16 protein-coding genes, 1 tRNA gene, 1 pseudogene and 1 riboswitch are annotated in these 20,736 nt (G+C 50.5%); of the genes and pseudogenes, 5 read left to right on the forward strand and 13 right to left on the reverse strand.

The window, feature by feature from the left end:
* A pseudogene (locus A7E48_RS11090) lies at nucleotides 1-744 on the forward strand (hypothetical protein); the annotation flags it as partial.
* 727 nt (nucleotides 745-1,471) lie between these two features.
* Complete coding sequence (locus A7E48_RS02855; protein ID WP_068169179.1) at nucleotides 1,472-1,711, forward strand: hypothetical protein; 240 nt, start codon at nucleotides 1,472-1,474, stop codon at nucleotides 1,709-1,711.
* Between the two features lie 70 nt (nucleotides 1,712-1,781).
* Here the strand turns inward: A7E48_RS02855 and A7E48_RS02860 are convergent, their stop codons facing one another.
* From A7E48_RS02860 to pcrA, 8 genes are all read right to left on the reverse strand, one after another.
* Complete coding sequence (locus tag A7E48_RS02860; RefSeq protein ID WP_068169180.1) at nucleotides 1,782-3,041, reverse strand: dicarboxylate/amino acid:cation symporter; 1,260 nt, start codon at nucleotides 3,039-3,041, stop codon at nucleotides 1,782-1,784.
* A gap of 185 nt (nucleotides 3,042-3,226) precedes the next feature.
* The gene (sucD, locus tag A7E48_RS02865) at nucleotides 3,227-4,144 is read right to left on the reverse strand and encodes a succinate--CoA ligase subunit alpha (RefSeq protein WP_068169183.1); all 918 of its coding nucleotides are present in this window, start codon (nucleotides 4,142-4,144) and stop codon (nucleotides 3,227-3,229) included.
* Between the two features lie 39 nt (nucleotides 4,145-4,183).
* Complete coding sequence (sucC, locus tag A7E48_RS02870) at nucleotides 4,184-5,350, reverse strand: ADP-forming succinate--CoA ligase subunit beta (protein ID WP_068169186.1); 1,167 nt, start codon at nucleotides 5,348-5,350, stop codon at nucleotides 4,184-4,186.
* A gap of 299 nt (nucleotides 5,351-5,649) precedes the next feature.
* Nucleotides 5,650-6,528 (reverse strand): CAP domain-containing protein, encoded by an 879-nt coding sequence (locus tag A7E48_RS02875; RefSeq protein WP_068169189.1) that lies wholly within the window; start codon nucleotides 6,526-6,528, stop codon nucleotides 5,650-5,652.
* A 166-nt stretch (nucleotides 6,529-6,694) separates the two neighbouring features.
* Entirely contained in the window at nucleotides 6,695-7,345 is a 651-nt protein-coding gene (locus tag A7E48_RS02880) for a sarcosine oxidase subunit gamma family protein (protein ID WP_068169192.1), read from the reverse strand.
* 81 nt (nucleotides 7,346-7,426) lie between these two features.
* Entirely contained in the window at nucleotides 7,427-8,020 is a 594-nt protein-coding gene (locus A7E48_RS02885) for a CAP domain-containing protein (RefSeq protein ID WP_068169195.1), read from the reverse strand.
* Nucleotides 8,021-8,043: 23 nt separating this feature from the next.
* Nucleotides 8,044-8,670, reverse strand: coding sequence for a CAP domain-containing protein (locus tag A7E48_RS02890; RefSeq protein ID WP_158004389.1), 627 nt, complete (start codon nucleotides 8,668-8,670; stop codon nucleotides 8,044-8,046).
* 107 nt (nucleotides 8,671-8,777) lie between these two features.
* A complete protein-coding gene (gene pcrA, locus A7E48_RS02895; protein ID WP_369796754.1) occupies nucleotides 8,778-11,342 on the reverse strand; it encodes a DNA helicase PcrA in 2,565 nt (854 codons plus the stop codon).
* A gap of 343 nt (nucleotides 11,343-11,685) precedes the next feature.
* On the opposite strand from pcrA, the gene A7E48_RS02900 reads away from it, so the two are divergent.
* Nucleotides 11,686-12,366 carry a hypothetical protein gene (locus A7E48_RS02900; RefSeq protein ID WP_068169205.1) on the forward strand — a complete coding sequence of 227 codons (681 nt, stop codon included), beginning with the start codon at nucleotides 11,686-11,688 and terminating at the stop codon, nucleotides 12,364-12,366.
* Nucleotides 12,367-12,433: 67 nt separating this feature from the next.
* Here A7E48_RS02900 and A7E48_RS02905 read toward each other — a convergent pair whose 3' ends face one another.
* Both A7E48_RS02905 and A7E48_RS02910 read right to left on the reverse strand, forming a co-directional pair.
* Nucleotides 12,434-15,712 carry a type ISP restriction/modification enzyme gene (locus A7E48_RS02905; protein ID WP_068169208.1) on the reverse strand — a complete coding sequence of 1,093 codons (3,279 nt, stop codon included), beginning with the start codon at nucleotides 15,710-15,712 and terminating at the stop codon, nucleotides 12,434-12,436.
* Nucleotides 15,713-15,899: 187 nt separating this feature from the next.
* A tRNA-Arg gene (locus A7E48_RS02910) sits at nucleotides 15,900-15,972 on the reverse strand.
* Between the two features lie 92 nt (nucleotides 15,973-16,064).
* Between A7E48_RS02910 and A7E48_RS02915 the strand changes: the two genes are divergently transcribed.
* Entirely contained in the window at nucleotides 16,065-17,036 is a 972-nt protein-coding gene (locus A7E48_RS02915; protein ID WP_068169209.1) for a DUF4031 domain-containing protein, read from the forward strand.
* Here the strand turns inward: A7E48_RS02915 and A7E48_RS10725 are convergent.
* The 3 genes from A7E48_RS10725 to A7E48_RS02930 all read right to left on the reverse strand — a co-directional run bounded on the left by A7E48_RS10725 (nucleotide 16,972) and on the right by A7E48_RS02930 (nucleotide 19,351).
* Nucleotides 16,972-17,202: a hypothetical protein gene (locus A7E48_RS10725; protein WP_083147156.1), complete on the reverse strand. Its 231-nt coding sequence runs from the start codon at nucleotides 17,200-17,202 to the stop codon at nucleotides 16,972-16,974. The genes A7E48_RS02915 and A7E48_RS10725 overlap by 65 nt on opposite strands.
* A 268-nt stretch (nucleotides 17,203-17,470) precedes the next feature.
* Nucleotides 17,471-18,088 (reverse strand): C40 family peptidase, encoded by a 618-nt coding sequence (locus A7E48_RS02925; protein ID WP_083147157.1) that lies wholly within the window; start codon nucleotides 18,086-18,088, stop codon nucleotides 17,471-17,473.
* Nucleotides 18,089-18,092: 4 nt separating this feature from the next.
* A riboswitch (cyclic di-AMP (ydaO/yuaA leader) is annotated at nucleotides 18,093-18,241 on the reverse strand.
* Between the two features lie 417 nt (nucleotides 18,242-18,658).
* Complete coding sequence (locus tag A7E48_RS02930; protein WP_068169214.1) at nucleotides 18,659-19,351, reverse strand: metal-dependent transcriptional regulator; 693 nt, start codon at nucleotides 19,349-19,351, stop codon at nucleotides 18,659-18,661.
* Between the two features lie 185 nt (nucleotides 19,352-19,536).
* Here A7E48_RS02930 and serC point away from each other — a divergent pair, with 185 nt between their 5' ends.
* Nucleotides 19,537-20,715, forward strand: coding sequence for a phosphoserine transaminase (gene serC / locus A7E48_RS02935; protein ID WP_141669358.1), 1,179 nt, complete (start codon nucleotides 19,537-19,539; stop codon nucleotides 20,713-20,715).
* The last annotated feature ends 21 nt before the right edge of the window (nucleotides 20,716-20,736 follow it).

Here is a 20,736-nt window from a genome sequence, read left to right on the forward strand (position 1 = left end):
CTTATGTCCCCCTCCCTTACTCGTCGCCAGGTTGCCAAAGGCGCTGTCTGGGCAACTCCCGTTGTTGTTGCTACCGCTGCGGTTCCTGCCTATGCGGGCTCACGCACCTGCAACCTTGATGTACTTGGTGCTGGTAGAACTTCCTTTGATTACGGCGAACGAAATATTGACCAGGCTACTAATCGTACCGATGGATACGTGAACATTGATGACGGGCGTCTTAGAGTTATCGGGCTAAATGACGGAGAAACGGTAACTTCAATTAGCTACTCTATTCAAGTTGAGGTCGCCAATGCTTCCCGTACGGCAGGCATTGATCAGGGCTACGATGACCCCAATACCAGCACAGTTGAGGTCAACGACTCCGGTTTAGGAGATGGCTGGCAACTGGACGGCGGAGAACAGAGTCAGACCATAAGCACCACGCTGAAGGATGGTTCCTCCAGGGAGTACGACATGTGGACAGTCTGGTTCTCAAACAACAGCAATCCCGGTACTTACTCAACCGATCAAAATGGGTGCAATGTATTTGATTCCACTAATGTTGTGACCCGTAATGGCGGTTTTTCCATTCATTACCCCGATTTTGTTGGCTATACAGGGAATGCACAGCAAATCGTGGTCAACCAGGTCACGCGATTCACCATCCTTACTTCCCAAAACCGACGCATCACCTATTATGGCTACCTTTTTGATAACTCCACTACCAACGGAACCGTCACTAGAACCACGACAGTTATGTAATTAGAGAAGAATCAAACATAATTCCATTGTTTTATGAATGATGCTTAAACCACTCATTTTTCTTTTGTTTTCTTGACATGGGGTTTAAGAAAACACAATATAGAAATAACGTCGCCTAAAAATCGGTGCTTCATTCGAAAGAATGAAGCACCGATTTTTTATCCCTCTTTTGTCTAATATACCCATAACACCCCACAACGTAGGTTTAATCATGCACCCAGTTCTTGAGGAAATAGAGATTCCTCAGATCTGAAGACTTTTCTTCCATAACGGTGAGTACGTTATGGGACGCGATCTTGCGCTTCACCCAAATAGGGGAAAATTATTATGAGCATTAATCGTCAAGGGCACCGCATGAGCAGCACCCGTCGTCATCGCATCTGCATCTGCATCTGCATCTGTACCTGCATACGCAGCTTCCCAAAAGCAAGCAGTATTTCTTGGGCAGATTTTGGGTCACCAAGACCACTCTTCACCCGTGAAGCCTAATGCGGCACCACTAAGGCGTACTACGGCACCATTGACTTCAATACCGTTGCCGGAGCTAACGGAAACCCTGCGGGCTTCGCCGTTATGGCAGGCCCGGTACAAACACCACTGAAGTCACCACTGTGAATCTTTCACGCTTCGTCTTGAAGGTTGCCTTCCCGCCGGAGTAATCTCCTCGTTCACCGTAACTTCAGAGTCCCACACCGTCTCCTCGCCAACCCGAGCAACTATCGACGGCGTGGTATCAGACGCCTTTACTTTCACCTTCACCGGTACCAAAACTGGAAAGAGCCTTGCCGAAGGATTGCCCGCTCCCTCACGGGCAGGTAGCATTCTACAGACCGTTGTAAACTTCAACCCCAGCGTATGGGCGTCTCTCTTCGATCACTACTACGTGCAGTTCTCGGAAACTTTCACGACCGCTAACGGATATTCAGAAGACTTCACTTCAGGGTGGATTTATACTCAGGTGAAATAAAACATCACCCCATATAAATAACCCGGGAGCAACTCGTGGTTGCTCCCGGGTTATTTATTTTAAGCTGGCTTTATCCTTCTTTGATTTTCTCGATATAAGCATCTGGATCAAAAGGCACATAATCCTCGCTGGGAGCTTTGCGGCTATCGCGCTCGTCCAACTTGCTACCTAAGATTCGATCCACCACAAGGGCAATAGCGCCGTCACCCGTGACGTTCGTAGCAGTACCAAAGGAATCGAGTGCTATATAGGTGGCGATCATCAACGCCACCTGCTGCTCGCTAAACCCAAGCATGGACTGCAAAATGCCCACCGCTGCCATAATGCCGCCACCAGGTACACCAGGAGCTGCAACCATCACTACGCCGAGCATAAAGATAAAACCAATCCACTGCCCCGTCGTCAACCCAATATTCTGAGTAAAAGCAATCGCCATCGCAAAAGCAGTAATCTTTGAAGTCGAGCCTGCCAAGTGGATAGTGGCGCACAGAGGAATAACGAAGTTAGCGATGGGATGGCGCACACCATTCTTCAAAGTTTGACGCAAGGTAACCGGAATAGTTGCCGCCGAAGACGAGGTTCCTAACGCCGTCAGGTAAGCGTCCTTCATGTTCCACAGTGCTTTAACGGGATTTACCCTCGCTACCGCACCGGCAACTCCAAACTGCGTACCCAAAATAACAACTTCAAGAATAAGAAGAACCACTACTACCGTAAGCAAAGTAGAGATAACCTGAGCTGCTTCACCAGACTGCGTAAGGTTCAAAAAGATACCAAAGATATGAAGAGGCAACAGCGGAATAACCACCCGCGAAATCAGCGCTGTAATAATTTCGCGAAACTCCAAGAAACCACGGCGTAATACGCCGCGAGGCATAATGGACAGACCAATACCTATGACAAAAGAGAGCACGAGCGCCGTCATCACTTCAAAAGGGGCAGCGATCTCGATGGTGAAGTATCCAGAAGCTGCAGCCAACGATTCTTCAGAAGCCTTCACATCTGAGAAAGTTCCCGGATTCAATAAACTCGGAAAAAGCCATGCGCACACAATATAGGTGAGCACACCAGAAAAGATGGTAGAAGCATAAGCTAGAGCGGCTGTGAGCCCAAGCCATTTTCCTGCTCCTCGCCCCAAATCACCAATCGCAGGTATAACCAGGCCAACGATAATCAGCGGCACCGCGAAGTTGAGAAACTGCGAAAAGATATCGTTATACGTGTAAAAAACACGCGAAAGACCGGTGGGGAAAAACTGCCCGCAGACCAAACCTAAGATAATCGCCACAATAACCCAGGGCAAAATCCCATATTTTTTGAGAGCACTCATAAAAAATCAATCGTTCGGAAACATGTAATTATCAAATTTTGTCACATTCCCGGTTGCGCCGGGAATTTAGGGTCGGGTATGTTCAAATACTGGTTCAGCCAAAGCCTTGCGCATAAAGAAAATCCCCGGGCTCATTCTTAGAGAACGAGCCCGGGGATTTTCTAAAATCTAAACTGATTTAGAGGCTACTTGCCTGTCATCAGTTCGCGCATGAGCTGAGCAGCCTCAGAAGGAGTTTTACCAACCTTCACGCCTGCAGCTTCAAGAGCTTCTTTCTTAGCCTGTGCTGTACCAGAAGAACCGGAAACAATCGCACCAGCGTGGCCCATGGTCTTACCCTCAGGAGCGGTGAATCCAGCTACATAGCCAACAACAGGCTTGGTGACGTTTGCCTTGATGAACTCAGCTGCGCGCTCTTCAGCGTCGCCGCCAATTTCACCAATCATGACGATGCCTTCGGTCTCTGGATCAGCTTCGAAAGCTTCTAGCGCGTCAATGTGAGTGGTACCGATGATGGGGTCGCCGCCGATGCCAATCGCGGTGGTGAAACCGAGATCGCGCAGTTCGTACATCATCTGGTAGGTGAGGGTACCCGACTTGGAAACCAAGCCCAGCTTGCCCTTACCGGTGATGTTACCAGGGGTGATACCAACATTGGACTGCTCGGGGCTGATGATGCCGGGGCAGTTAGGTCCGATAATGCGGGTAATCTGCTTACCGTTTGCATCGGTCTTGGACTTAGCATGTGCCCAGAACTCAGCTGAATCCTGTACGGGAACACCTTCGGTAATGACGACGACGAGGGGAACCTCAGCGTCGATTGCCTCGATAACGGCATCCTTGGTGAATGCCGGGGGAACGAAAACGATCGAAACGTTCGCGCCGGTCTTCTCAACAGCTTCAGAAACTGAACCGAAAACGTCGAGCTCTACTTCGTTGCCCTCTTTGTTGGTGTGGGTAACGGTAGTGCCAGCCTTGCGTGCATTGACGCCGCCCACAATGTTAGTTCCGTATGCGAGCATACGAGCGGTGTGCTTTGAGCCTTCGCCGCCGGTGATGCCCTGAACGATGACCTTGGAGTCCTTGTTCAAAAAGATAGACATATCTATATACCTTCTAAATTCTAAAAATTATCGGCGAATTTACGCGTTGTGAGCGAGCTCAGCAGCCTTGTCAGCACCGGAGTCCATGGTGTCTGCCTGGTGCACGAGGGGGTGGTTAGCGTCGTTAAGGATCTTGCGACCTTCTTCAACGTTGTTGCCATCTAGGCGTACTACGAGAGGCTTGGTAGCCTTGTCGCCGAGAATCTCCAGAGCCTTCACGATACCGTTTGCTACGGCGTCACATGCGGTGATGCCACCGAAAACGTTAACGAATACAGACTTAACCTGCTCGTCGTTGAGAATGACGTCGAGGCCGTTAGCCATGACCTCAGCGGATGCGCCACCGCCAATATCGAGGAAGTTAGCGGGTTTTACGTTGCCGTGGTTCTCGCCAGCGTATGCAACGACGTCGAGGGTAGACATAACCAAGCCTGCGCCGTTACCGATGATGCCGACTTCGCCGTCCAGCTTCACGTAGTTGAGGTCGTTTTCTTTTGCCTTAGCTTCCAGGGGGTTCTCTGCTGACTTGTCAACGAGAGCCTCGTGGTCCTTCTGGCGGAAATCAGCGTTGTCGTCCAAGGAAATCTTGCCGTCGAGAGCAAGGATCTTGCCGTCGCCGGTCTTCACCAAGGGGTTAACCTCAACGAGAGTTGCGTCTTCTTTGTCAAAGACCTCACCAAGAGTTACGAGAACTTCGGCAACCTGATCCTTGATATCTGCAGCGAAACCAGCTGCTTCAACGATTTCCTGAGCCTTTTCAGCGTCCAAGCCCTTAGCAGGATTGACCTCTACCTTAGCGAGCGCCTCGGGACGTTCCTTAGCGAGGGTTTCAATGTCCATGCCGCCCTCTACCGAGCACATTGCAAGGTAGGTGCGGTTGGAGCGGTCGAGCAGAATGGAGAAGTAGTATTCTTCCGCGATGTCTGCGCCCTGGGCAATCATCACACGGTTGACAGTGTGACCTTTGATGTCCATGCCCAGGATCTGCTGTGCGTATTCGAATGCTTCGTCTGCGGTCTTAGCAACCTTAACGCCACCGGCTTTGCCGCGGCCACCGACCTTTACCTGAGCCTTGACAACGGTGACGCCGCCAATCTTCTCAGCAGCTGCTTTTGCTTCTTCTGGAGTGGAGGCAACGATGCCCTGAAGTACGGGAACGCCGTGCTTCTCGAACAGATCGCGTGCCTGGTATTCAAACAGGTCCACTGGATTCCTTCTTCGTCGAAGTGTTGCTGACTGTTTCGGTGTCAGCTCTCTTACCTGAGAAGTCTGGTGCTGAGCCTCTCTGACTGAAGGTGTTTTTGTAAAAACGACCTTCAGTCAGAGAGGCAGACCACTAAACTTCTTTCGCTTGCAACTTTAGCGGAAATTAGGCGGTAGTGAGCAACTTTGCAGGTCTAACTCACGTTCTTGGCGAACATTAAGAAATTTTTATTCGAAATCTGTTGAGTTGCCCCCGCTCCCGGCTGGGAAAGCATCTAGAAATATTTCTAGATGCTTTCGTTTTAGAAGGATGTCCAACTTTGAGTGGCTTGGTTGGAGTACCAACCATAATCTGAGGCTGGGAATGAACCGCAGGGTGTGAAGTTATCCCATGCGGTGGGGGTCGTCCAGTTATCTGCGCCTACCCAGTTATCCCATGAATCGTGGTCAGTCCAGTTGGCGGGAATGCTCCATTCAGCAGGAATAGACCAATTTGCAGGAGTAGTCCAGGAATCGTCTGCTGGTACTTCCGGAGCTGGTGGAGTTACCGGCTTAGCGGGTGTACTAGGTTTTGCCGGAGTTACCGGCTTGGTCGGATTGACGGGCGCAGTCGGCGTAGTGGGCTGAGCAGGTGTATTCACGTTATCTGAAGCTGGTAAAACGCCCTCTGCATATCCCGCAAAATTCTGGGTGTAGTAAGGGGTGCCGTCTGCTCCGTAAGCAATACCAATACCGATATGAGTCGCTTTAGGATCGGTCATATTGCGGTAGTGTCCTGGAGAATTACGCCATCCAGTAGTTACCTGCCCAACCGAGTACCCCGCAGCCACATTTTCTGAAGCGGTGATCCACCCCTGGGGAAATTTACTCGCAAAGTTATCGCAGTGCGCCATATATCCCTGCGCTGCCTGCTGCTGAGAGCACCCCTGAGCCACGCTATTCAAGACATTGCTTAGTTTGAGAGGAGGAAGACCAGCTTCTGCTCGCACGCGATTTGTCTCTTTGAGAATCTGTGCCCTAGCAGCTACAACATCTGAAGTTGCAAAGGTTGACGCCGAGGAGAGAACCGCTGGTTTTTCTTCGATAGAAGAAGCTTCTTGAGCGTTGGCGACGCTCAAGGAACCTACACCTACTAAAATAGCTGGGGCAACGGCGAGGCCGCGAAGCAGTGAAGATGACATGTCATCTCTCTTTCAAAGTAGTCGATCGTTGACGAGTTACCTTTGAAGTCTAGAGAGGACTCACACTTCGAATAAAGCTCCATTTGTGCTGGTCAGACGCTACAAATGCTTCTAGTCGTCCCTAAAACTACACCTGCTGTTCGCTCAATATTTGCTCTGTGGCGCTTTATGCGTCTTTAACTTCCTCAATCGCGTCGAAGACTGACACCACCACGCCCGGGGTATGAGAGTTGCGGGGAACCATAAGATATTGGTGCTCACCAATACGCCACAGCATTACTTCTGATTCTCCGACGTTACAACGCCAAGCGCTGCCCTCTCCAAAGAATTTAGGAGCGTTTTCTTCAAAACTCACAGTTCGGGCGAGAACTTCTGCGATGTCGGAACCGGCAAGTTCAAGCACCGACCGGTTGAACGAGACGTCTAGAACTAACCCGGGATCTTTGCCCAGGGCGCTATTGAGCGCGCGTCCCAGCTTTGCAGGATCTACCTGGCTGACCACCAAAAAAGTATCTTCATGCACCCATAGGCACGCAACAACTTTGCGGGTACCAAAGAAAATTTCCTGGGCCTTTTTATCACCGGATACTTTGCCGGGAGCTTTGGGTAGCTCAGCACCCAAAACTTTCTGCATACGGCGCGCAGCCTCAGAATAAGGGTCTACTTCAATACGCATCAAAGTCAAAGAAGGGACTTCTTGAATCTGGAGATTGTTATCGCTCAGACGATCCATGTCTTCGGCAAATTCAGACGCGGTGGAAGGAGCAATTCCTTCTTCAAGATCTGTATGCGGGAGAGGAACGGAGGTTGTTGTCATATCAATATGACGGTTTTACCCCTCCGTTCCTCACGCTAAATATTTAGTTTTTCATCGGAAAGATTGCGCTATCGGCTGTGCTTACATAGGGAACATAGTCGGTGGCAATTCTTCGTCCTCAGCCGAGGTAGTTGCACCGGGGTAAGCAGCGTAGGTGATGACGATTTGAACATTGGATTTATCCAGAGGATCAACCGGTCGAAGAGCAAACCCTACGTGGGTGTACTTGGGATCAAGAATTTTTGCCCGCTCGCTGGTCCGCTTCATCAACTTATTATCAACTGCATCGTATGCCGAAACGCCGAAAGAAGTTGATTGTGAAGCGCTCTTCCAACCTTTGAGCATAGAAGGTGAATTGAAGTTGTAGCAGGAGTATTCCAACCCGGAAGCTGCACGAAGGTTCAAACACTCACTTGAGACAGAATTCAACGAATTGCTGTACTTTAGAGCGGGCAAGCCTGCGGCTTCACGTTGTGCATTGATTTGGCTCAACATAGCCATTTGACCGTTGATGGTGTCGCGGTAATCCCATTCGGGGTTCCACCACATCGGTGAGATAGCGATATCGCTATCCTTCTCGATCTGGATGGGAGCGGCTTGAGCGGATGCTGCACCGAAAACGCCCAGTGCAATGCTGCCCATGGCAAAGGTTGTAGCAATTTTGGATAGTTTCATAGTTTTTCCTCAAACAGTAGTCGTTATCCAGCCCAAGAAGTACGGGGGAGATTGGAGTCATCTTGCGGGAATACTGTGTTCTCGGAGTAAGAAGCAAAAGTGATTACAAAGCGTTTATCTCCCGGGGCAAGATAACCCATGCTGGAACCTACGTGGGTGAGATTAGGGTCGAGAATCTTTGCACGCCCTGAGGGAGTTGCCATTAGCTGAGGGACGACCTCATCAATCTGAGCTGCACGAACCACAGATTGACCTGCCCCCTTGTACCCCTGCACCATAGGCGAAGTGAAGTTATAGCAAGGGCGATCTAGCTGGTAAGGACTCTGAAAAATCTGACCCAGGCAGTTATTGGACGTCCACGACAAAGTGTTGCTGTATGTAACGGGCTTGAGTCCGTGCTGAGCTCTTACCTGATTGATATCTTCATAGATTCCGATTCGTGCGTGGGCAACATCCCAGATAGTCATGGGTATGGGTTCAGTAGGTGCAAAAGAGCCCTGGGATGCAGGAGCTGAAGGAGTTCCTGTAAAACCTCCGGTAAAAGCTGCCTGGGCAGGAGCAATACTCAAAACAGCAAGAGCGGCTCCAGAGAAAGCGACGGTGCATTTCTTGGCGAGAGACTTCATCACAATTCTTTCGATAGAGGTCAAAAGTGACCTTTTGTGGTTTAAATTTCAGTTATCCGTACAACTGATACTCATCACTCTAAAAAGAATTTTGCCTAGTCAACTTATACTTAAGTACAAATTTTTAGCTTCTATTCAATCTTCTTCAGGGGCGCATAGCGCAACAGAAGCCGCTTCACTTCACTCGCGAATTTCACCTTGGCAACCGTCTTATCCCCAGCACCTTCCACAGCAATGACGCTGCCTTCACCAAAGGTCGAGTGCTCAACCCGATCACCCACGTTCAGCAACGGAATTTCCTTCTTTTGCTGAACTCGAGCTGCGTTCTGACCGCGTGCGGCAGCTTTCAAGCCGTAAGCTGCCGAGCCGTTGACTGCACTGGTAGACGGCTCTGCCGAACGCCGTCGCTCCCCCGCGCCGCCAGCAGGCGAGTCAAAGCGCTGTAAGTAAACTGAGTTGCCCCAAGAGGGCCCAGTCGAAGCGCCAAATCCGCGATTACCAAAACCTCGGTCAGTGCCAGCACCACTCATCCGCGAACCCATCATGGTACCCAGGCGCTTCCATTCGATGAGTTCTTCAGGAATTTCTTCCAAGAAAGGGGATGGCGGGTTGAACTGGCTCTGTCCCCACATCGAACGGTTTTCCGCGCGAGTTAGGTACAGGCGTTCACGAGCGCGGGTCAAGCCCACGTACGCCAGGCGACGTTCCTCGCTCATTTCCCCCTCATCGGTCAGGGCGCGCTGATGGGGGAAAAGCCCGTGTTCCATACCGGTCAAGAAAACCACGGGGAATTCCAGACCCTTAGCGGTATGCAACGTCATCAGAGTAACTACGCCCTGCGAGCGCGCTTCTGCAACCTCAGCGGCGATTTGAGCGGCGGTGGGGCCTTCGCCGCCGTCGGTTGCCCGGGGTTTATTGGGGATCTGGTCAGCGTCGGCAACCAGCGCCACGTGCTCGAGGAATTCTTCAAGTGTGGAACCTGGATTTTCAGTTTCAAAATCGCGTACAGCATCGACTAACTCGGACAGGTTCTCTACGCGTGATTCGTCTTGGATATCATTTGACTCACGAAGCGCCTGCAGATAGCCGGTTTGCTCTAGCACAGCTTCGAGGCAGGTTGCAGCGGATTCTGTGGCCGCCAGCTGCGCTAAGTCATCGACCATTTGCACAAAAGCAACAATTTTCTTCTGAGCGGCGGCACCTAAACCAGGGACGTCATGAACGGCGCGCAACGCCGCCATGAAAGAAGTTCGCTGTTGTTGGGCGAAGTCTGCAACTTTACCTTCAGTGGTAGTGCCAATCCCTCGTTTGGGTTCGTTGAGAATACGACGTACGTTGACATCGTCGTCAGGATTCACCAGCATGCGCAGGTAGCTCAACGCGTCTTTAATTTCTTTTCGTTCGTAGAAGCGTGTTCCGCCGACCACCCGGTAGGGATGGCCCATGCGCATGAGCAAGTCTTCAATGGTTCGGGACTGCGCGTTAGTGCGGTAGAAAATCGCGATATCACCGGGGGCAACATCAAAATCATCGCGAAGTCGGTCAATCTCCTGGGCGATAAATCGCGCCTCAGCGTGCTCAGATTCGGCGACGTAGCCGGTAATCTTTGCACCGTCACCCGACGCCGTCCACAGCTTTTTAGGGCGGCGGTCCTTGTTACGCTCAATCACAGCGTTAGCTGCGCTCAAGATATTTTGGGTGGAACGGTAATTTTGTTCCAGCAAGATAGTGCGAGCGTTCTTGTAATCCGTCTCAAAATCAGTGATATTGCGAATATCAGCGCCACGGAAGGCGTAGATGGACTGATCTGAGTCACCCACTACCGTCAGTTCGGCAGGTTCAGCTGACGAAGGATACGGAGTCTGCTCGTTTGAATTTTTCGGGTTGGTACCGACCAGCTCTCGCACCAGCGCATACTGGGCGTGGTTGGTGTCCTGGTACTCATCCACCAGAATATGGCGGAAACGACGGCGGTAATACTCGGCTACCTGAGGGTAAGTACGGAGGAGGTGTACGGTTTGCCCAATGAGGTCATCAAAATCTAGCGAATTAGCTGCTTTGAGCCGCTCGGTATAACCCTTATAGACGTTATTAATCGCCATATCCCAGGGGTTGGAGGGATTCATATTCCGTGAGAAATCGTCAGCATCAACCAGTTCGTTCTTGAGCTGGCTAATCTTGTTCTGCAGAGCCTTAGGAGCAAACTTCTTAGGGTCAAGGTTCAATCCCTTAGCCACCAGGGTAATCAAGCGAAGCGAATCGGCGGAGTCATAAATCGAGAAAGTGGATTTCAAACCCAGCGCTTTTGCTTCGCGGCGGAGTACGCGCACACAAAAACTGTGGAACGTAGAAATCCACATTTGTTTAGCACGAGGGCCAATAAGCTCTTCGATGCGTTCTCGCATCTCAGCTGCCGCTTTATTGGTAAAGGTGATAGCCAGAATCTGCCCTTGATGCGCCCGTCCGGTCGCCAGCAGATAGGCAATACGATGGGTGAGCACACGGGTTTTACCTGAACCCGCGCCAGCAACAATCAGAAGTGGTGAGCCACCATGGATGACAGCTTCTTTTTGCTGCTCATTCAGTCCCTCAGTTAGATGCTCCGCGACTGGCGAGCCGTGATCCCATTCGGACATCGCCGCGGGTGCGTACATGTCATCCATGCCGTAGCCGCCCACCTGGTAGGCAGGGGGCATAAAGTCAGCTGTTGCAATATCGTCGGGGACGTCGAAGTTCGGCATGGGCTCTTCGGTGGGTTCCCACTCAGGTTCATCGTCTGCAAAGGGCTCGATGAAGTCAGGTTCGTCTGCGCTCCCCCCGCTCGCTGAATGGGGCAGGGCGGCATGGGTAGACGCCGCGTCTTCTGCCTGGGGCGACCGCGGGGGCATAAAGCTGTCTTCTTCATCAAATAGATAGTCCATCGCATACCCAGTTTAACCCGAACGTTTATTCGAAGAGCAAGACTTTCGCCGCAGACAAACACCTAAATGTTCCATAATGGTGAAGACAGAGTTTTATAGACGGAGTGGTGATTCTTGCATGGGTCTTTCAAAAGGTCAGAAAAAACGTCTCTATGGCAACAATATTGAAGCTAAAACAACGATTGCGCCGCCTGCTGAGACGGCGCACAAAGCCCGCACTCAGTCTGTACGCCATGATTCTGTTGAAGCTAACCCGGAATCCGGCAAATCCTTCATGTTCGCTGGCGTGGCTTTTGTGATTGCTGTTTTACTCATGCTTTATTACTATCTGTGGGTGTTGCCGGAGATGAGCGAGCGAGCAGGAACTACTATTTCGGAACTGAAATTCTGGTTTGATCAACAGCATGCATTAGCCGTAAACCAGGGGTTGGGGCGTGACATGCTGGTGCAATACCAGTACATCCATCGCTCCTCCGGGTTGATTTTCCCCTTGATTTTTGCTGGCGCGTGGGTAGCTATGATTTCTGCTTCGCAGTTTGCCAAAACTGTTTCGCGGCTGATGATGGCGGTGCCGGTTCTTTGGGCGCTTGTCTTTATTCTGGGCAATTTTGTTCTCGACGCCGCGCTGGCGAACCCGGCAACAGGCCCGGTAGGCGTAGCAGCTTTGTTGGTTGCTGTGCGCTGGGTTCTGTTTATTGCATGCTGGGCGCAGCTGGGCTGGATGGCTGTCCGACTAGTGCAGGGCAAGATTGATGCGTTCTCCCGCGGCGAGCTAAAGGGTCAGCAACCGATTCGGTAGGTGCGAAGCAGACTTCCTGATGAAGTAAAAAATATGGAGCCTCAGCGATAATCTGAGGCTCCATATTTTATGCCATTTTCGGTTTGCGGTCTTTTGGGGTTGGCCAGACAACCCCTTGTTCCTCTAATTTTTCACGCAAAAAGAGAGGGTTCGCTAGCACCTTAGTCAGTAGTTTCTTTTGTTGTTCTTCAAGATTGACTAAATGGGTTAGAACGCTGAGTAGCTCTGAGAACTCCCTTGACCACTCTCTTGGCCAGGTGCCCTGCACAATATCATTGAGAGGAGAAGTCTTCTTACCCAGTGGTTTCTTCAGCCTGTAGCCTGCCCATGAGCCGATAACGTTAACTCCACCGACTGTATACTCGAAAACTCGCTGGTCCACGTTCGACCAAATTGCTGTACCGAATTGGAGAGCATTTTCATATTCTTTTCCATCTTTGGTGAGCTTTACAAGCCAAGTCGGTTTCTTCTCTGGCATGGAGACCATGTTTTCCTGATAGACCGGCATGGAGTACTCCCCGGCTGTTTCTTTGAGGGAGCTAATTCCTTCTAAGGGCTCTCCGCGCTCGCCATAGGTGTGTAACCATACGATGTTTTTGCCTAGCGCAATCAGTTCTTCCCAGAGATCAGCGCGGGCGCTGAGAGGAATCCTGATTCCTGCTTCTTGAAGTTCTTCTTCGAAAGTCTCCACGTAGCCGGGGTGGGCGGTGAGCCCTGCCAGATAGTACAGAATGTCGGAATCAGTCAGTTCGAGACCTAAAAGTTCTGAGAGTTCAGAACTTAATTCGGGGACAATGTTGGGGCTACCATCAGGGTGGAAGAGAGGATGGGCACGCCCGCCTCGGTTATTGAACATATCCATATCTGGTATCAGCGCGCTCATCATTAAGCCCGGTCCAGCTTTAGGAAAATGTGCATGTTGTTCTACAACAAAAATCTGTTGAGCTGAACGGGCTGCCCAAAGATTAGGACGAGGTGTTGCAAGCACGCGACTATCAGCAATTATGTTCTGCCGGTCAAAGGATCGATAAGCAACCTGAACGACCTTAGAAATTGAACGGTCAATTTCATGGTCAAATACCTGGTTCAGGGGATTTTCTGTTCCTTGCTGAGTATCCGTACCAGGTAGGGGCTTCTTGCCCTTATAGAGCGAAGAGTCTCTAGTTTCTCTAAACTTCTCTTCCCTCAAAACTTTATCTGCTTCATCGGCTAATTCATTCCATCGGAATTCAAGTACATCTGGATGCGGAGCGTAGACCCACGTCTTATTGGGTTTGATTCCAGGACTCTGCCAGCAGAAAATATCGTGCATCGCCAGATAGCTATCCCACTCGCCCTCCGCCTTAGGCGAGAATTTATCATGCCATCCCGTTCGCACGTCCTGAAATAGTTCAGAATCCAACGTTAGCTCTTTGAACGCCGCGAATTTTTCTTCACGGGTACCTTCAAAGCTCACATATTTAATATCCGAGGGAACCTCAACACTGTTATTAGGCTCTCGTACAAAGAGAGCCACCGATACGGGGGTCTCGATGTTGAAAATGGCGTTCTTAGCTGGAGGCTGCTTACCTTCAGGAGTTAAGTTAATGATCCAGCCGCGGCTTGTATTACGCCGAATGTACTCGCGCATACCGGCGAACCCTGGACCACGCAAATATCCGTCCGCCGTGATAAAACAAACCACTCCGGCGTCAGATGTTTCTACAGACTCAAAGACTTTCCAAAAAGCCCAACGCCAAAAATAAACATACAGATTTTTGAGAACGTACTCGAGTCTTCCGTTACCTGCGCTCTTAAAATCTGCGAGAAGGGGCTGGCTTTCATCTCCCTGTTCAATCCAACCGCCCATTCCCTCCGCCTTATCTTTATATGGAGGGTTTCCTATACACACCTGAATAGGCGTATATTTCTTAATCCTGTTCGCTTTGATGCGCTGCTCAGCAATAAGTTGCAGACTGTAACTTAAGCGTGCGTTATCAGATTTCTTAGGGTTTTCAAGAGTGTCTGCCACAAAAAGATTGAGACCACCCGCAGGGATTGTTCCGCCAAGTTGCTCAAGAGTCTGAGACACTCTAAGCTCTGCCACGGAAAATGAACCTGACTGTAACTCAAAACCATAGAGATTTTCCGCTATATAGTTAATGCGATCTTTAACTTCTCCTGGCCCTAGCAAATCAGGGTTTTCAGCAACTGAACGCAATACCGAAAGAGGGTATGTACCTGTACCCATCGCAGGGTCAATGACCGCCACCCCATCAGAAGCTAGCCCCATCGGTTTGTTGAGATAAAGCCTCAATGCTTCATCCGTAATGCGAACCATAGAATCAACGACCTCTACCGGGGTGTAATAGCTACCCGTCTTCTTACGAAGTTCAGGATCGTACACATTGAGGAAGTGTTCGTAAAGATGCAGGTAAACATCTGTACTCCCTCGTGAAATAGACTCCCAGTCGACAGCGCTAAAGGTGCGAGTAATGATGGTAAGAGTCGTGTAAAGCTCGCTTTGCTCACTAATGTGCTCGGTCAATAGTCCTAGAGCATTCCCCAGCAAGCCGTGATTCTCTTGTAGTTCACGGGAAATGTTGTGAAGAGACTTAATATCAATATCTTTACCCTCAGTGAGCGCCAAAATGAGTGCAAAAATAATAGTTTGAGCAAATCCATCGGCAAATTCTTCATCGGTAGCTCGCGGATAAAGCACACTACGCCAATCTTCCTTCAGAGCAGGTAGGGGCAGTTTACGGGGAGCAATCTTCGGATTTTTAGCTAGCTTCCGCTGAAGCTTGAGCTGCTCAAGCACCTCGGCACGCAACAAAGCCGCCAACATGCCCATCTTGTTCACCAGGGCATCAGTTGTAGTTATGGGAACCGGGCTCCAATTGAGGAACTTCTGCAGCATACCCTTGAATCGGTTGAGCAACTCTGCGCTGTTACGACCTTTTCGGTGAATATTTACAATATCGATCAGTTCACCGTAATGCCAAAGTCTCCATTCGGTGCCATCCGTGTGTAAGAGGTTGGGAAGGTTTCTCAGTTTCTTCCATTGCTCTTTGTTATGCCCTGACTTGTATGTGTCTGGATCAAGCGAAACACCGGGTTTCTTCAGTTCTACGTGCCCTACTAGTAGACCATCAACTTGGACACCAAAATCAGGTCGAGCTGCGCCGTCTTCAATACGAGTTTCACGGATAACCACAATTTCTTGATTATCTATTTCGCTTCCAACGGCAACTAGTAAGTTAGCCACAGGAGTTGTCAACTGCGCCTCTGGCTCACCAATCTGTGAAGACAGGTTTTCGTTAACTGTTCGGATATAGGTGCTGACGAAGTCAGAAAACGGGCTCATCGGGTCCTCAGAGTGAAAGCGAAAATTTTAAGTTCTACTAAGATTATTCTCTACATCACATAGTAATGGGGTATTTCTCTCAGCTATATACAGCTAAATCGCGAAAAACGACCAACAAAGCTCCGCACTGATCAGCAATCACTGATCAGTTTGATGCTTTGGTGGTCGTTTTTAATGTTGTCGCTTGTGCCCCCGAATGGATTCGAACCATCGACACCCGCTTTAGGAGAGCGGTGCTCTATCCCCTGAGCTACGAGGGCTAGCTTTGCAAAGGATTTAGCCTTCAAAAAGACTCTCCTCAGTATAGCTACCCTTTCGGCGCAATCCCAACCGGTATGCCAGACTTGAATCCGTGACGATTTTGATTGACCCTCCCGCCTGGCCTGCTCATGGCACGGTCTTCTCGCATTTAGTTTCAGACACTTCTCTGGCTGAGCTCCACGCATTCGCCAGAGCTAATTCTCTTTCAGAACGAGCGTTCGATTTAGACCACTATGATGTCCCCGCAGAGATTTACGATCACCTCATCGAAGCAGGAGCAGTAGCGGTAGACGGCCGCGAATTGACGCGCAGGCTCATCCGCTCCGGGTTGCGGGTCCCCCTCAAAGAGCGTCCCCCAAAAATCAAAAATACGCTACTAGAGCGCTGGGATTCATTACTCCCCCACCATGAAGAACTCGGGGAGCACGTCCTCGAACAGTGGAGCACACCACCGCGGGCTTATCATAACAGCGCACATCTACTCGAAATGCTGAATGCTCTCGATACACTCTATTCCCCCGGCGCCCCACCCCGAACCGCTATACTCGCCGCGTGGTTTCACGACGTCGTCTACGACGGTAATCCCGGTCAGGATGAGCGAGCTTCCGCCGACTACGCTGCCGATACGTTAACGCCGCTGGTCAGCACTGGGGTAATTAATACCCAGGAGATTGAAAAAGTTACCGAGCTCATTAAGGCAACAATAACTCACGAGGTCTCACCCCAACTCCTAAGCACACTCTCCGCCAAGGATTTTGCTTTATTTCTCGACGCCGACATGGCGATTTTAGCTGCAGATTCAGCTCGCTACACCCGGTACGCCCAGGCTATCCGCTTCGAATACAGCCATTTCAGCGATGAGGATTTTAGAGCAGGTAGAAGCAAAGTTCTGAAAGGTCTTCTTGCCCGAGAATCCATCTATCTCTCTCCGCAGGGTCAGGCGCTATGGGAGCAAGACGCCCGCCGCAATATACATACAGAGCTTGAGCAGCTAGCAGCTACGGCCGAGAAGAATTCTTTTTCTTCTTATACAGTCCCCGGGCAATCAGAAGGCCCAGAATAATGCCGATGCCGCCGGTAATGGAAACCCACATCGCCGCATGTCCAGCGAACATCGCAACGATAAGACCGATAATAATTCCGGGTATCGCACCACCAACCATTCCAACCGCCATATAGGTGAATTCTTGATCAGATCCGCTGGTGGGGCTTTCAAATTGAGTAGGCATGTTTTCTATTCTAATAGGTTTAGTGTGCGTATAGTCTGGACGTTCGCCCAGCGCAACTGCCTGCCTACTGGAAAAGAAGGCATAAAAAATGCGGCCCTGCTGGTCGTACTGGGCCGCACTACCGATTCACTCGGTGGGTTGTTCTTTCAGTTAAAGAAAGAAAGTTTTGAGAACACTCACTACATTAGACCAGAATGAGAGTTCATGAAAAGGGAGCTGCCGCTGGGCGAGCTCCCCTTTCAAAGTTCTAGAAACTAAACCCTAAGGCTTAGAGTCCTGCAACGGTGTAGTAACCGTCTACGGGCATGAATCCGCCACCGTCAACCGAAGTCTTCAAGGTGCCCTGACCGGGGTTAAGAGCGGAGATCATTTCGCCGTTACCAACGTAGATACCAACGTGAGCGTAACCGTTAGTGAAAACGATGTCGCCGGGCTGGGGGTTAGAGGTAGGGGTCAGCTCGCCTGCCATTGCGTAGGTGTAGGAGGTAAGGTTGATGCCCTGCTGTGCGAATACGTAGGATACGAAGCCTGAGCAGTCCCAAGCCTTGTAGGACTCGCCGCCCCAAACGTAGGATCCACCGATACCATCGTATGCACCTGCAACGATAGCTGCGCGCTTACCTTCAAGATTCTGAGTCTTTGAATCCTGAGTCTTTACAGCAGCGGTGGTGTTCTCAACTGCCGCGCCGTTGGTGGAGTATGAGGTGGATGATGCGTAGTCAACAAGAGTAGGAGTGGAATCCACTGCTGCGGGGGTTGCTACTGCGAAAGCATTTGCGGGAGCTACAGAACCAATCAGTGCTGCACCAGCAACTGCTGCTACACCTGCGTTACGTGCAATGTTGTTCTTCTTAGCTGCCATGTGACGCGCGTTGCTCTTTGCCATTTGAATTTCCTCCGTTTGCCTCACGAGGTAAGCTGTCGGGTTCGAGTAGAAGGTTCACTCGGTTACATTTAGATCTGCAACTTCACCCCAAGGGCTCTTTATGAAAGAACCCAAAGATTGGGTCCCCCGCTTCTGCCAAAACATTTTCTATAAATTTTGTGACCTCGTTGAAACAGTGGCAGAACTAGGCGTTCTGTTTCGAGGGTGCCTTTCCGACCAGTGATTGGCACGAGAAAGACATTACACAGTCAAAACCGAATTGTCACGTTTTGGTTACGAAATTTTTTTGAGCTCCTTCAAAAACCCCAAATAATCCCACAAGTCTCCAAGTTACATATTACGTATTTTTTATCGCCAACCCCGCTAAAATACCGGAGATACACTGATAAAAGCACTCAGGAAAATCCCACATTCACACACAAAACCAACATCGTGAAGGTCTCGAAACGATATATTTTTTCCTAAAGGAGATAGCTCACATCATGCACTTTTGGAGGTTCTCACCTCAAAAATGCCCCTTTTAACGACCAAAGGTCACAAACGTATAACTTTCATCAGCAAGCTGACAATTTATCGCTTGACGACGACCGCCTGGGCAACATCAGCAGAGAGGTGAAGAGGGGCATCCTCACCATCAGCTTCTACCCGAACCTCTCCATCTGCAGCCGAAACGACCGAAACGGTAGCGCCATAGACGATGCCGGCGTCACCCAACTCCTTCAGCAACTCCATATCGGTCTGGATAGATTCAGGAAATCGAGTGACCGTAAAGCGATCTTCCGGGCCAGAATCTTGAGCTGCCACGGCCATACTCACAGTCCGCGCGTCATTTTGCTCGGACTCAGCGCCGAGTTCTTCTAAGCCGGGGATAGCGTTGCCATATGGAGAAAACTTTGGCTCATTGAGGATTTCAAGCAGACGGCGTTCCACCCGCTCACTCATGACATGCTCCCAGCGGCACGCTTCATCATGAATGTAAGCAATGTCCAAACCGATAACATCGGCAAGCAACCTTTCAGCCAAGCGGTGCTTGCGCATGACTTCTACGGCTTTTTTGCGCCCTTCAGCAGTGAGCTGTAGTGAACGATCCTCGGCAACTTCAACCAGCCCATGCTTTTCAATTCGAGCCACAGTTTGCGAAACAGTAGGACCAGAGTGATCAAGACGCTCGGCAATTCGAGCACGCATGGGAGTGACTCCCTCTTCTTCAAGCTCAAGAATAGTGCGCAGATACATCTCAGTTGTATCAATAAGATCAGTCATTATTTCCTCCGTCTCGGTTCAAGCCCTATTACTACTTGTACGTATAGGCTCTATATATTTTATGCCCTACTTCTGAATGCTGGGATTCGAGGTATCCACAACCGAGAAACCGAAGCACAATGTGAGAGGTTTCCGTAACACTTTTACTCCATAGTGTAGTCGAGGGCACAATAGGAGAAAACCACATGTTGAGTCATCTCCGCGATGGATTCAGCCGAGACATTGGAGTAATCGTGAATACATTCCCCCCAGTCCCCCAGGAACTTTTACCCCAGGACGGCAGATTTGGTGCCGGCCCTTCGAAGGTGCGCCCCGAGCAGGTGGAAGCAATTTCCCGAGCGGGGGTCCAGCTTTTGGGAACGTCTCACCGCCAAGCTCCGGTGAAGAATTTGGTGAAAGAAATTCAAGAGGGGCTCAGGGAATTTTTCGGACTCCCAGAGGGGTACGAAATTGTTCTGGGAAACGGTGGTGCCACTTCATTCTGGGACGCCGCTACGTTCGGGCTGGTTCGGCACCGTGCTGAGCACTTATCTTTTGGCGAGTTTGGTTCCAAGTTCGCCCAAGCAACCGCTAAGGCGCCCTTCCTTGAGGAGTCGCTGGTTATATCTGCAGAGCCCGGATCTAGGCCAACACTGGATGTTCAACCAGGAATTGATGTTTACGCCTGGCCTCAGAACGAAACCTCCACCGGAGTCTCTGCCCCGGTTCTTCGCCCCGCAGGAATCGACGACGACGCGCTAGTTATCATCGACGCAACCTCCGCCGCAGGCGGGTTAGCTGTTGATATCAGCCAAACCGACGTCTACTACTTTTCTCCCCAGAAGAACTTTGCCTCCGACGGTGGTCTCTGGTTAGCAGTATTCTCACCTGCAGCAATCGCTCGAGTTGAAGAAATTATTCAAAGCGGGCGCTGGATACCGGATTCTCTCAACCTGCACACGGCGATTGAGAACTCCCGTAAGAACCAGACCTACAACACTCCGGCGCTTTCCACCTTAGTCATGCTCGCTGAGCAGGTTCGCTGGCTCAATCAGCAAGGCGGGATCGCTTTCGCCGCACAACGTACCGCCGAATCGGCGTCCAGAGTGTATAGATGGGCAGAAGAATCAGCATATGCCGCACCCTTTGTGAAAAATCCAAAGCATCGCTCAAACGTTATCTGCACCGTTGATTTTGACGAGTCGATTGACGCTACTCGAATTTCTCAGACACTACGGCAAGCTGGCGTGGTCGATATTGAACCCTACCGAAAACTGGGAAAAAACCAGCTACGTATCGCTACTTTTACCGCGATTGAACCAGACGATGTCTCAGCTTTACTCCGCTGCATTGACTACGTAGTAGAAGACCTCACCGCAAAGTAGAAGCACATAAAAGAGGAAGCG

The sequence above is a fragment of the Rothia sp. ND6WE1A genome (assembly GCF_001683935.1).
GTDB classification, from domain to species: Bacteria; Actinomycetota; Actinomycetes; order Actinomycetales; family Micrococcaceae; genus Rothia; species Rothia amarae.

Bases quoted from the DNA above. Each gene is read 5' to 3' on its own strand.
- A7E48_RS02930 (WP_068169214.1), bottom strand. From the start codon at position 19,351: ATGACTGATCTTATTGATACAACTGAGATGTATCTGCGCACTATTCTT.
- A7E48_RS02880 (WP_068169192.1), bottom strand. From the start codon at position 7,345: ATGACAACAACCTCCGTTCCTCTCCCGCATACAGATCTTGAAGAAGGA.
- A7E48_RS02900 (WP_068169205.1), top strand. From the start codon at position 11,686: ATGGGTCTTTCAAAAGGTCAGAAAAAACGTCTCTATGGCAACAATATT.
- pcrA (WP_369796754.1), bottom strand. From the start codon at position 11,342: ATGCCCCCTGCCTACCAGGTGGGCGGCTACGGCATGGATGACATGTAC.
- A7E48_RS02860 (WP_068169180.1), bottom strand. From the start codon at position 3,041: ATGAGTGCTCTCAAAAAATATGGGATTTTGCCCTGGGTTATTGTGGCG.
- A7E48_RS02885 (WP_068169195.1), bottom strand. From the start codon at position 8,020: ATGAAACTATCCAAAATTGCTACAACCTTTGCCATGGGCAGCATTGCA.
- serC (WP_141669358.1), top strand. From the start codon at position 19,537: ATGTTGAGTCATCTCCGCGATGGATTCAGCCGAGACATTGGAGTAATC.
- A7E48_RS02925 (WP_083147157.1), bottom strand. From the start codon at position 18,088: ATGGCAAAGAGCAACGCGCGTCACATGGCAGCTAAGAAGAACAACATT.
- A7E48_RS10725 (WP_083147156.1), bottom strand. From the start codon at position 17,202: ATGCCTACTCAATTTGAAAGCCCCACCAGCGGATCTGATCAAGAATTC.
- A7E48_RS02905 (WP_068169208.1), bottom strand. From the start codon at position 15,712: ATGAGCCCGTTTTCTGACTTCGTCAGCACCTATATCCGAACAGTTAAC.
- A7E48_RS02875 (WP_068169189.1), bottom strand. From the start codon at position 6,528: ATGTCATCTTCACTGCTTCGCGGCCTCGCCGTTGCCCCAGCTATTTTA.
- sucD (WP_068169183.1), bottom strand. From the start codon at position 4,144: ATGTCTATCTTTTTGAACAAGGACTCCAAGGTCATCGTTCAGGGCATC.